General features: G+C 45.6%; 17 protein-coding genes. 4 read left to right on the top strand and 13 right to left on the bottom strand.

Annotation, left to right across the window (positions count from 1 at the left end; all coding sequences use genetic code 11):
- Positions 1–20 precede the first annotated feature (20 nt).
- Positions 21–176, top strand: a complete 156-nt coding sequence (locus tag V4C51_RS04565) for a hypothetical protein (protein ID WP_330924948.1) — start codon at positions 21–23, stop codon at positions 174–176.
- Between the two features lie 66 nt (positions 177–242).
- Here the strand turns inward: V4C51_RS04565 and V4C51_RS04560 are convergent, their stop codons facing one another.
- Positions 243–416, bottom strand: coding sequence for a hypothetical protein (locus V4C51_RS04560; protein ID WP_330924947.1), 174 nt, complete (start codon positions 414–416; stop codon positions 243–245).
- A gap of 188 nt (positions 417–604) precedes the next feature.
- Here V4C51_RS04560 and V4C51_RS04555 point away from each other — a divergent pair, with 188 nt between their 5' ends.
- On the top strand, positions 605–838 hold the full coding sequence (locus V4C51_RS04555; RefSeq protein ID WP_330924946.1) for a hypothetical protein: 234 nt from the start codon (positions 605–607) through the stop codon (positions 836–838).
- An 81-nt stretch (positions 839–919) separates the two neighbouring features.
- Positions 920–1,285, top strand: coding sequence for a calcium-binding protein (locus V4C51_RS04550; protein ID WP_330924945.1), 366 nt, complete (start codon positions 920–922; stop codon positions 1,283–1,285).
- Between the two features lie 182 nt (positions 1,286–1,467).
- Here V4C51_RS04550 and V4C51_RS04545 read toward each other — a convergent pair whose 3' ends face one another.
- Genes V4C51_RS04545 through V4C51_RS04535 form a run of 3 tightly spaced genes read right to left on the bottom strand, consistent with a single transcriptional unit; the run spans position 1,468 to position 2,479 of the window.
- Positions 1,468–1,758 (bottom strand): hypothetical protein, encoded by a 291-nt coding sequence (locus V4C51_RS04545; RefSeq protein ID WP_330924944.1) that lies wholly within the window; start codon positions 1,756–1,758, stop codon positions 1,468–1,470.
- A gap of 59 nt (positions 1,759–1,817) precedes the next feature.
- On the bottom strand, positions 1,818–2,051 hold the full coding sequence (locus V4C51_RS04540) for a hypothetical protein (protein WP_330924943.1): 234 nt from the start codon (positions 2,049–2,051) through the stop codon (positions 1,818–1,820).
- On the bottom strand, positions 2,051–2,479 hold the full coding sequence (locus V4C51_RS04535) for a hypothetical protein (protein ID WP_330924942.1): 429 nt from the start codon (positions 2,477–2,479) through the stop codon (positions 2,051–2,053). Before V4C51_RS04535 ends, V4C51_RS04540 begins: the two co-directional genes overlap by 1 nt.
- Before the next feature lie 9 nt (positions 2,480–2,488).
- On the opposite strand from V4C51_RS04535, the gene V4C51_RS04530 reads away from it, so the two are divergent.
- Complete coding sequence (locus tag V4C51_RS04530) at positions 2,489–2,785, top strand: hypothetical protein (protein ID WP_330924941.1); 297 nt, start codon at positions 2,489–2,491, stop codon at positions 2,783–2,785.
- 388 nt (positions 2,786–3,173) lie between these two features.
- Here V4C51_RS04530 and V4C51_RS04525 read toward each other — a convergent pair whose 3' ends face one another.
- The 9 genes from V4C51_RS04525 to V4C51_RS04485 form a co-directional block, all read right to left on the bottom strand.
- A complete protein-coding gene (locus tag V4C51_RS04525; RefSeq protein ID WP_330924940.1) occupies positions 3,174–3,572 on the bottom strand; it encodes a hypothetical protein in 399 nt (132 codons plus the stop codon).
- A gap of 95 nt (positions 3,573–3,667) precedes the next feature.
- Positions 3,668–6,568 carry a hypothetical protein gene (locus V4C51_RS04520; RefSeq protein WP_330924939.1) on the bottom strand — a complete coding sequence of 967 codons (2,901 nt, stop codon included), beginning with the start codon at positions 6,566–6,568 and terminating at the stop codon, positions 3,668–3,670.
- Positions 6,569–6,769: 201 nt separating this feature from the next.
- Positions 6,770–7,258 carry a DUF2247 family protein gene (locus tag V4C51_RS04515; RefSeq protein WP_330924938.1) on the bottom strand — a complete coding sequence of 163 codons (489 nt, stop codon included), beginning with the start codon at positions 7,256–7,258 and terminating at the stop codon, positions 6,770–6,772.
- A gap of 11 nt (positions 7,259–7,269) precedes the next feature.
- Positions 7,270–8,397 carry an RHS repeat-associated core domain-containing protein gene (locus V4C51_RS04510; protein ID WP_476577890.1) on the bottom strand — a complete coding sequence of 376 codons (1,128 nt, stop codon included), beginning with the start codon at positions 8,395–8,397 and terminating at the stop codon, positions 7,270–7,272.
- Positions 8,398–8,409: 12 nt separating this feature from the next.
- Positions 8,410–8,988 (bottom strand): hypothetical protein, encoded by a 579-nt coding sequence (locus V4C51_RS04505; protein ID WP_330924936.1) that lies wholly within the window; start codon positions 8,986–8,988, stop codon positions 8,410–8,412.
- Positions 8,975–9,922 (bottom strand): RHS repeat-associated core domain-containing protein, encoded by a 948-nt coding sequence (locus V4C51_RS04500; protein WP_330924935.1) that lies wholly within the window; start codon positions 9,920–9,922, stop codon positions 8,975–8,977. Before V4C51_RS04500 ends, V4C51_RS04505 begins: the two co-directional genes overlap by 14 nt.
- Entirely contained in the window at positions 9,861–10,493 is a 633-nt protein-coding gene (locus V4C51_RS04495) for a hypothetical protein (protein WP_330924934.1), read from the bottom strand. The genes V4C51_RS04500 and V4C51_RS04495 overlap by 62 nt, the downstream gene beginning before the upstream one ends.
- Entirely contained in the window at positions 10,474–10,692 is a 219-nt protein-coding gene (locus V4C51_RS04490) for a hypothetical protein (protein WP_330924933.1), read from the bottom strand. Before V4C51_RS04490 ends, V4C51_RS04495 begins: the two co-directional genes overlap by 20 nt.
- 207 nt (positions 10,693–10,899) lie before the next feature.
- Positions 10,900–11,184, bottom strand: a complete 285-nt coding sequence (locus tag V4C51_RS04485; protein ID WP_330924932.1) for a hypothetical protein — start codon at positions 11,182–11,184, stop codon at positions 10,900–10,902.
- Positions 11,185–11,192 lie beyond the last annotated feature (8 nt).

Here is an 11,192-nt window from a genome sequence, read left to right as displayed (position 1 = left end):
TTTACCCGTGAGCAATAAGCATGAAAGATGCCAGTACCGTTGTTGCGCTTGATTTTGAAACCACTGGGCTATCCCCTGACGAAGGCGACAGAGGCATCGACATTGGAACCCGCAGGTTGACTGAGGAGCAAATGAGCAATGCCACCATGCGTGCCCAGCGTAAAGGTGATGGTTAAGTGTTAGCCTTTAAAGCCTTATAATCCATTGACCGAAAATGCGCTGCCTGAGAGCGGTGGCTTATTTTACTGACGCCCCCCACTGCTCATGGCTTTGTGCAGCCAACGGTCACTAACCAGGAGAAAACATTGCTCACCTACACAGAAAGACGCGCCATTAAAGCTCATAAACGGCTGGTCATGCGGCTGCAAAACAAAGTCAACAAACGACTCGCCAGCGCTGATAGCATGGGAACCCATCACTGGACGCCCTCTGCATCACTACTAAGCTATCTTCTACCATTATGAAACTGGCTGGACCATTATTAACAGGGGATAAAACCCCTGATGCCTATCATGCCAATTGTGCCATTATCAACCTGGTCTGCACCTGCTGAAATATTGCTAACTGTCCGCAAACCAAACAAGAGGCGCTGTGGCAACAGTATATGCCTCACCTTCTTTCAGCGTTTGATGACAGCAGTGCTGAAGTCAGCAACAAACTAAAAGCATTGATTGCTCAGAAACGAGCGACTTATGATGACGACCGCCGTTTTGTGGTTAACTTTAATCTGGAAGACCGAGGGCACCAGTATTACCTCCAAACCGCTAGCCTGCCTTTTAACGAAGAAGAGTTTCATTACTACATGAAATATGCCTTGCCAAACGTTGTCCCGGCTTGAATCTACAAGCCTCCCTTATCTCCCTTATAGTTTAATCATTTTCAGAGATGTGCTCTGCATTCAGAAGAGGCGAAAAACACGATGAGTACTGAACACGACCATATCATGCAAAACCTGATCGACTATGAAGTCGTTGTTGACTGCTACGATAGTGAAGAAGTTATCAGTGGCTGGTATCACTGGCTATATGACCAAATGAACTTTCCTTACCAGGCCCGTTGTACTAAAGAGACCCGAGGCTCACTACTTAAGGAAGGTGAAACAGTGACCGTTACCAATATAGGGGATATCGATGAATGTGGCGCAGGTATGCGTGTTTTGATTGATTGGCAGGGACGAAGCTGCTCTGTTCCACTCGAGCAACTTGTTTATGAAGGCAAGGATAAAGACATTCAACAGGCAATAGACACCTGGCGGTACTGGTGTGAGCAAGGGTATTCTTTCTAGCAGCCTGTTGTGTCACTGTTTTCTAGCCAGCAAGCGTGCTCCCTCAAAAAACAGCGGGAGGTTGTCATCAATATTCACTATTTTAATCGTCATCACATATGTTCGGATTACTGCGAAAAGCCCTACAACTGCTCCTGCTGCCTTTAGCCATAGTCATGTTTGTCTTATACAGAAATGTCCTATTACTCTTTCTCCAACCGCGCAACAATCGTCATCTTACACTCGCTCTGCTCAAACACGCCCGTCCAGCGGTCTGTATCAGGCTGCTTGGTTAGGTGGAGACTATAGGCCACCAGCCCTTTTTGCCAGGCGCGGATAAAGTCCACCAGCTCGAACCGGGCTTCTCTGGCTAGCGTGGTGCTCATGGTTGAAACCGTTGATTCAAAAATACTGATCAGGTTTTGTTGGTCTTCTTCATTAATGCACCGGCTCTCAACACTTTCTATAACACGACAGTAGAATCGCTTACTCATGGGGTGCTCCTTATTCTTGTTGTCATGTACAGTAAGGCATAGCCTTGGGAATAAGCCAGTTATACTTCTACCTCGTACTGGGCTAACCCCGGCTCAGCTCCCATTATCTCGCCATCCACCACAAACGCCTTCTCCCCCACGGCGACTGCTTCCCCTTTCACCTGAACCGACACACCATTACGCAATGTGCCACGGCTTGTACCATCGCCATTGTGGGCAGCAATAGTGACAACGTAACGGGAACTTTCAGGTATCAGGGCTTTAAACTTTTGCCAGATGTTTGTGGTTGCCATTAATAGTGCCTTTCTAGCGAAATGATCTGGGATACACGACCACCACCTGCCCGAACAGTGATTGAGAGACACAGAGCACGCCAGTTACCCTGCCCTCCTAAAACAGAATCCCGCACCTCTACTAACATAGCCTGGCTGCCTAAACCGGGTACCGTCTCGGTATCGGTTAGCGGTAGCTCCATGTTGATAATACTTTGCTGGCCACCTTTGGCTAACTCGTTTCTGCCACGCTCGGTATTGACCTGCGTCTCTGTTAACCAGTCCTCAAAAATATCCGGGGATGGGTTATCGCCTGCGCTGCCTTGTCGTTTCACGTTCACCGAGACGCCAGCATACGTGCCTGATATATAGACAGCGTTATAGTCAGGCTCCGGCTGCCAAGACGCGCTCAAGTTAAGCACCATGCTGACAGGGACAATGGCGTCCATTGTTGTCTCATGCCATTTTCACGGGCTTTCTGCGTAGCGCGGCTGAATGGTGACAATGTCCTGACCGGCGGCAGGCATGACGACGGCTCCGGCTGTACTGGCGATAGTGCTGATCACCTGCGTAGGGGGTTGGTTTTGGTAGCTGAAGGTATTGCCGGGGATAATCCAGTCAGGCGTGGTATAGGGGACGCCGATCAGCCATTCGAGGGTGAATCCGGTATTATCCGGTTCCTCACCTGCGGCTTGCTTGGCACTAATGGCAGAGGTGCTGCTTTTGCTTCTCAGCGATGCATAAGGGGCAGCTAATAAACTAAACTGGTGCGACTGGCTCCGTGAATGGTGTACTTCTCCTCATTGAACGCCCTTGCGGTATCGTAACGCTCAATCATAAACACCCATTGCCAGCCGTTTATTTCCACTTCAGTCTGCTTTGTGCCTTGGCTATCTTGTTCGACTTGCGCGAGGCCGCATTTCCTCTTAAGGATTATAGCCTCTGATGGAGTCAGGGTGATTCAGTAGCAAAACACCCCGTAAATACAGGGCTAAAACGAACAAAGCCCCTGAAACATTCGTCTCAGGGGCTTTAATAAGTGGCGGTGGGGGCGATACCCCCCGCAAACTTTTTTGAGAATGGCAAAACCTTACTTTACTGGCACCAATTCACTAAAAATCCATTAAAAACAGATCATTACAATCAATAAAGATTATTCACATAGTCATTTACTTCATCTTCCACAGCCATAACACCTGACATGTATGCGCCACCAAAACTGGAGCAGTTATAAGGGTCTACCAATAGCATAACCTCGCTACCACCTGCATTTGCAGCCATCAGCAAGGCAAGCCATTGACCACCGCGCAAGTCTGGTTGCCCTTCTAACCAGTAGCTGACCATTTTACTTTGCTCACTTTTACCGCATACTCCAACAACGTCATCTACCTCTTCAATACCTTCACTAATAACAGAAAGCACGGTTTTTCCCTGATGCTCCCATGAGTTAATTGCGCTAATTTCAAAGGGTCCTATCCATCGTGGACTTGCCCAAACAGAAGCAGAAATCATCATAAGAATAAAGCTGGTGATTAATTTCATTATTATTGTTCTCTCTTTTGATATGTAAAGCAGTCAGTAACCGTGCCCAGCTGAGCACGATTAACAGGGTTTAAAGCAATAACTCGTACTACTGATTATTGAGTAGCATGTCTCTCGTACATAGCTGGACCAAACATAATAAGGATTGTCTTCATCTCCTCTGTCAAAACAGGCTGCGTTTGTGTGTTGCTTCCAGTATCCTGCTCTGGTGTTGGCTCAGGCGTTGGAGCCGGAGCCGGATCTGACTCTGCCTCTGAAGACTCACCATTATCAGCCATCATGTAGTGTGAGTATCCATCACATAAAGATAGCGAGACTTTTGTTGAGCCTACATAGGGCTGACCCGACACGTAATCTGGGGTATACGTTATCTCATCACTAAGCCGGTAATACGTCCCACCGCTGATAGCCCCTGATTGGTAGCTACTGATCGAGTCAGGGTCTTTATGCCGGAAATAATCCTCACAAACAGCAGCTACCCATGAAGGCTGATTATCGTATTCATCCTTATCACTGATACCATCCCCATCCGTATCGATTGCTATTAATGAAGTCCCAAACTCATGTTCCCGAAGAGCAGTAAGGCCATCACCATCCACATCACTATCAGGGTCAACCACATTTATACGGGTTGGTACTTCAGTCAGCCGCCCCTCAGCGTTCACGGTGTAGAGTAATTGTGAAACCCCTGTCTCCGTCGGCGTGCCTTGGATGGTAACCGCCTCATCAGTGATGACCATTTCAAGCCCTACTGGAATCCCACCAATCTGCAAACGCTCTAAACGATCAGCTGAATGGATTGCTGTTTCAAAATCGACTAGCAGCTCTATATAGTGTGATCCATCTGAGCCAACAGCAATCGCTTCAGCTGCATCCAATACGTCTACGGCACTTGTTTCAGCCGCCGCAGTATTGTTACTGCTCATATAATGGGCATAACCATCACATACAGATAACGGGACCGTTACCGGGCCTTCATAAGGCTGCCCTGAGATATAATCAGCCGTATACGAAATATCACTGCCGCTTCGGTAATAGCGGCCAGTACTTATTTCTCCAGACTGGAAAGTGCTGGCTGAACTGTCATCCTTATGCCGATAAAAATCCTCACATAACTCAGGCAACCAAGAAGGTTGGCTATCGTACTCCTCCTTATCGCTCAGGCCGTCACCATCCGAGTCTGCTTTTGTGAGCGAAGTGCCAAACTCGTACTCTCTCAGAGCAACCAGTCCGTCGCCATCAACATCACTACCATGACCCACTACATGAATCTGAGCAGTAATCTCAGTCAGGCCATTATCATTGCTCACAGTGTAAACAAACTCATGCAAGCCTATTGTGGCTGGAAGTCCCTGAACGGTTACTTTCTCAGCCCTAACCATCAACGCCATTCCCTCAGGAGTATCGATTGCCTTAAGCTCTTGTACCGGCACGCCAGACAATTCAAGTGTTGCCTGCATACCGACCAGGGCTTCAAAGTAACGCATTGCATACAATGCGTTAGTCTGATTAGCCGCATCATACGCTTCCTTGTCACTCACACCATCGCCGTTAGTATCGCTACTATTCGGGTCAGTCCCGAAGTCATATTCTTCCAGGTCTGTCAGGCCATCGTTGTCAGAGTCAACTGATGTAAGTGAAGAGCCAAACTCGTATTCTTGCAGCGCTGTTAAACCGTCGCCATCATTATCACTGTTCGGGTCAACCACATTCACTAATGCAGGGTAAACTGCTTGCGCATAGCCTGGCTGAGTCACTTTGTATGAAAAGGTATATATGCCCTGGTTACTGGGTATACCGGCTATCTGATGACTTCCTTGCTTTGACATCCCATCAGGCCAGAAACCTTCTGCCAGCTCGATGGTGGCAGCAGCATCTGCCAGATCAACCGTAGTTTGATAGCCAGCAAGCACTTCAAAGTAAAGATGCTGAGGCACATTGCTTTCTTGTCCATGCCCATTGCCCATGGCTAGATTATCGGTATCATTGGCGTCGGGGTTAAAGCCCATCACCGTTTCAACAGCATCTGGCAAGCCGTCACCGTCCGTATCGGGCATAGCCTGTGGCTGGTTAAATAGTGCTAAGGCAGTTACGGCACTGGCAAATACCTCATCTTCAAGGCTGCCATTGGCTTGCAACTGGTCAAGCAAATACGCCTGTGCCAACCCATAGCTTGTTGCTATTGCAGCTTCAGCCCCCGCAACCTCTTTTGCCAGACCAAGCACGCGGGCTGCCAGTGCTGTCGATACCACACCACCATTGGCATTATCACCTATAGCACCATTACTTTGCTGCTGTTGGGTCAACCAACGGGCGGAAGAAAAATCGTTTATATCGCCCCATAAACCTCCCTGCTCTTTTTCCTGAGCCAACATCACATAAGTTGTTGGCAGCACCTGAGGGTCTTTAGCGGCTTCACTATTATAGAAATCAACACTACGCCCCCAACCACCGCCTTCTACCTGAAAGATATCAAATGCACTAAGAATATCTGCGATTAATTGTTTACCGTACGCTGTACGGCTTTCAACCGGTACCTGACTTAATGCCCGCAAGGCAAGTGCTGTATCCACCGCTGCATAAGCATGCTCAGACTGCCCTCCCCACAAGCTCATTTTAAGGTGAACAGCATCCCTTGATAACAGCTCATTCATGCTGGCTGTTTGCCGCACACCACCTTTAGTCATTGTAATAATTTTTCTGGCCAGCGCGTCCACATTTGTGGCTTCAGCATTAGCTAGCCAATTTAATCCCCGGTGATAGACAACACCATCCACACCATAATGACGCAATGCATCCAGTGCAGTGGCGGTTAAACGCACTTTATTACCGGGTTTATCCCCCCAGCTCCCATCGCCGTTTTGCTGTAAGATTAAATAAGCCAGAATTTTATTACGGGCTGTTTCCAGGTCATTAATACTCGGCGCTGACCAGGCAATGGCAGGTAGCATCAACAGCCACGCCAGCCAAGCCTTCCGCCACGTTTTATGTAACATTTATTATTATCCTTATGGTACAACGGGTCGGACTGAGAATGGTTTATTTTGTAGTCTTGTTTATTAAGGGTGGTTAAACTGTTGAGAACACCGGCAGTATTCCCACTCCGGAGCGTGGGAGCGAGAGATATCTCACGGTAATAAACAAAAAGCTACAAACGCAAATAGGTTGATGGATTTTCAAGAATCAGGAGCTGTGCCTCAATGTTCAGACACATTCTGGGAACCTTGGGAAGAGTTAATTTGCCTATCCAGCTTAACTCTAAGCTGTGCTATGACTTCCATCATAGCTACAAGAGGATCTACTTTATCTTGTGAATAAATACTGCATGAAGCCATATCTTCTGGATAACCAAAATTTGCATAAACCTCTTGTAATCTATTAACTTTCATTTGCTCATTCGCGTTCAACTCCGAAATTTGGATAAGATTAGCTAGCCGCCATTTTTCAATATCTAAAGCATCGTCAACCGTCTCAATCTGACTAGAAATCAAACTAAGCAACTCTTCATCTTCTAAATTTTCAGCACTAGCAATTAAGGCGACACCCTCATCATTACTGCCATTATTGAGTAAGTAAAGGGCATAACCAGATAGATCTTTCCTACTCACCCACCCTTTTCTGAATCCAAAGAAAATAACAGACCAGCACAGGAGATCTAATTTTCTCAAAATTTCAATCGGTGTCATTCGCTTACTCCTTATTTTTTTGGTACCTGATTAGGGAAGCCAGTAACCTTGCCTCTTGGGATGAATCTTCGGTGAGTGACCTCACCCTTATCAATAATCCACTCAAATACACCATCTACTCCATTATTGCTACCTTGAATTTGCCCCAATTCAGATGTCCTAACAACCTTACCACCAGGTCCCTTGGTTGGTATCTCAAATTTAGCTGCGCCACCAGCATAGTTATCAATAATATCATTGAATCCATGTTGACCATCTGGAACTTTATTTGCGCTTCCTGTCCGGGGCTTACCAATGACAAAATTATCAATACTTTCCGAAAATCTCGTACCCTTCTTACCAAATAACCCGGAACCAAGAGATACCGCTTTTTGTGTTCCTTTAACTGCAGCTCCACCTACAAGTAAGTCAACAACATAAACATCCCCAACAGCCCCCTGTTTCTGAAACTCCGGTGAATTATAGTAAGCGTCGGCTTCAGCGGCACTCCACAGCTGGGCCTGTATAGGCTGATGAGTGGAAGGAAAGCATGTTTCCAAAAAGTTTGTCTGTCCAATACTGTATGGATCAATCGTATTATTCTGCCCTGATCCTATCCCACCACTATCAAAGTTAAATATCGGACTACTTGCACTCAACCCCCACGGATCAACATAATTCACCGGACTGTTCATCACATAGGCATACCGGTTCACCCCATCAATAAACCCTTTGGGGTCCAGCTGGGTAAAGCGGCCTATTTGTGGATCGTAGTAGCGGTTGCGGTAATAAACCAGCCCTGTGGCATCAGGCTCCCGACCGGTATAGCCAAACTGTGGCGTGGTACCGGTACTCGCCGTGATATTGCCCCAGTGGTCGTACCCATTGGAGGCAACTATCTCACCCTTGCCATTACTGACAGCGGTAATAGAGCCTAAACCATCACCGTGATAGTAGCGTGGGTCATTGGCAGCCAACCGCAGCAGCGGATCATCAACAGCAGCACCATGGCCATACACGGCATTTGCCGTATTCCAGTTGGTACCATACTCCGCAATAATATCCGGTCCACTGTAGTGGAACTGCTGCACATCACTGCCTACTACTTTTTTAATTCGGCGGATGCCGTGATCGTAAGCAAATTTTTGGGTATCCTTTATTTCATTTCTTTATTATTTTTTATTATTTTTCTTACCACCCGCTTTGGTTTCCTTCTCAGCTCTTAATTTCAATAAAAAAACTAAATCAGCAACAACTAAAAAAAATAGAAAAACAAAAGGAATGGTTGAATAAATTCCAATTCTACATGTATAAGGATCAACATCCACCCACGTGTGTGCACTCAAATCGCTTTCGTAAACACTAACTTTATAAGCATGCTCAACATCTCCCTCCAACTTTATTAAAGAAAATTTTTTTTCTACACCCTGCCAATCAAAAGCCTTAAATAAAACAGCATCATCATTATTTGCAGTATCATATTTTGTTATCATTTTAAAAATATTTGCACCTAAAACCCATCGATCTTCATAAGGATAGTTAGAGCTAGATATAATCTGCTTATAGCCTAGATTAAACTGAAAATAATTATCAAACCAATAAGGTGAAAGATTATAAGCTAAAACAGGCTTTTCTTCTAACCTCCCGCAATAATACATTGCCTCACGATCAAAATATTTATAAACCCAAGCTGCAGCAATAAGATTAAATAAAAAAAATACAACAAAGCTATATCGTCTATAAATCTTCATCGCCTTTTGCCTCCAACAAAGATTTCGGGTAAGAAACTGACCAACTGAATGTTTTGTACTTATATGGATCACCACCCACTATTTCCAAACCAATATTAAGAGGATCATCAAAGCCGTCTGGCTCCCCTCTTTGATTAGTAACAGGAGCAGTATATGTTGTCGTACATGTTGTATTAGAACACAACTCAGTATAAACAACCTTCATTTTTCCTATGTGAAAAGTATCAGTGTTAAATGTAAGATCTAAATCTATTCGATATGGAGGTTCCCCCAAACCTTTCTCGTTTCGGTAGGTTTGGTTCTGCACATCTGGATGGTTCATAATTAAATTTTTAACTGAGTCGCTAAGCTCAACCGACTCCCCATTCCCAAAAAAGTAATGATCCACAGCATCAAAAGTAGTAGCTAAACTAGATTGGCCTCCTCTGGAGACAGATGAATTTCCCGACCAATACCCAACATTCGACCCACTGAAATACCCTGCACTATTAAAGTCAACTGTTCTGCCACTTGCACTCAACCCCCAGGGATCAACATAATTCACCGGACTATTCATCACATAGGCATAGCGATTTATCCCATCAATAAACCCTTTGGGGTCTAACTGAGTAAAACGACCAATCTGTGGGTCATAATAACGGTTGCGGTAGTAGACTAAGCCTGTCGCATCGGGTTCCCGACCGGTATAGCCAAACTGTGGCGTGGTACCGGTACTCGCCGTGATATTGCCCCAGTGGTCGTACTCGTTGGAGGCAACTATCTCACCCTTGCCATTACTGACAGCGGTAATAGAGCCTAAACCATCACCGTGGTAGTAGCGTGGGTCATTGGCTGCCAGCCGCAGCAGCGGGTCATCAACAGCGGCACCATGGCTATACACGGCGATTTGCCGTATCCCAGTTGCTACCGTACTCGGCAATAATATCCGGTCCACTGTAGTGGAACTGCTGCACATCACTGCCGACTGTCTTTTTAATCCGGCGGATGCCGTGATCATAAGCGTAGGTTTCGTTTTGTAGCCCGGTTTTATTAACAGAGGCTAATCGATCTAACGCATCATAACTCAGCGCAGTCACCGTGCTGCCTTCCGTTTTGCTGACCATATTACCGTTGGCATCGTAAGCAAACGTCGCTATATCGGTATCTGTTGCCTTGTTTTTAATGCCAGTAATCTGGTGCAAATCGTTATGACTGTACACATGGGTTTCACCGTCAACGGTTCGTTCACGGCGGTTGCCGTAAGGGTCGTAACTGATGGTATCCAGTGGGGTGCGTTTGCCGTACTGACGAATAGCTCCGCCTTCGAGTACCTCTTTTACCGTGACATAATCATTGACCTCTGTCAGACGCCCCAAACCATCGTATTCATATTCAATTTCCTCCGCCTTTTCCCTATCAGGCCGGTTACGAATGAAACGGGATGTTTCCCCGGCTTTGTTATATTCGTAGCTATAACGGAAAAGCCGTTCGTTCCCTTTACGGGTTTCAATAATGATGCAGTGCATCCAGTGCAGTGGCGGTTAAACGCACTTTATTACCGGGTTTATCCCCCCAGCTCCCATCGCCGTTTTGCTGTAAGATCAAATAAGCCAGAATTTTATTGCGGGCTGTTTCCAGGTCATTAATACTCGGCGCTGACCAGGCAATGGCAGGCAGCATCAACATCCACGCCAGCCAAGCCTTCGGCCACGTCTTATGTAACATTTATTATTATCCTTATGGTACAACGGGTCGGACTGAGAATGGTTTATTATGCAGCCTTGTTTTATTAAGGCTGGTTAAACAGTTGAGAACACCGGCAGTATTCCCACGCAGGAGCGTGGGAATGAATGATATCTTACGGTAATAAAAAAAGCTAAACACGCAAATAAGTTTAGGGTATTAAAGAATCAAGACTAATCCTTTGCTCCCCTAACTTATTTTTAAATAGTCCAGAAGTTTATTCCAAATATTTTTGTCAAAAACAGACTCATAATCTAGACTTAGATATTTTGCAACATAAAGCACTTGTTCCTTATCGATTTCCTCTGGATTTTTATCAGAGTTTATGATCTCTATAAGAAAACCTTCATAAGCCATTTCAGGCTCACGATTTTCTAAATAATTTATCACTTCCTCATAAGCATCATTACATAAGAAGTGTTTATAACAACTCACTATTGATTTTACTTTTTCACATCCAATATCTATATCCATATCGACAC

Source organism: Candidatus Sororendozoicomonas aggregata (assembly GCF_031528575.1).
Lineage (GTDB): Bacteria > Pseudomonadota > Gammaproteobacteria > Pseudomonadales > Endozoicomonadaceae > Endonucleibacter > Endonucleibacter aggregata.
This window is presented reverse-complemented; position numbering and strand designations above follow the sequence as displayed.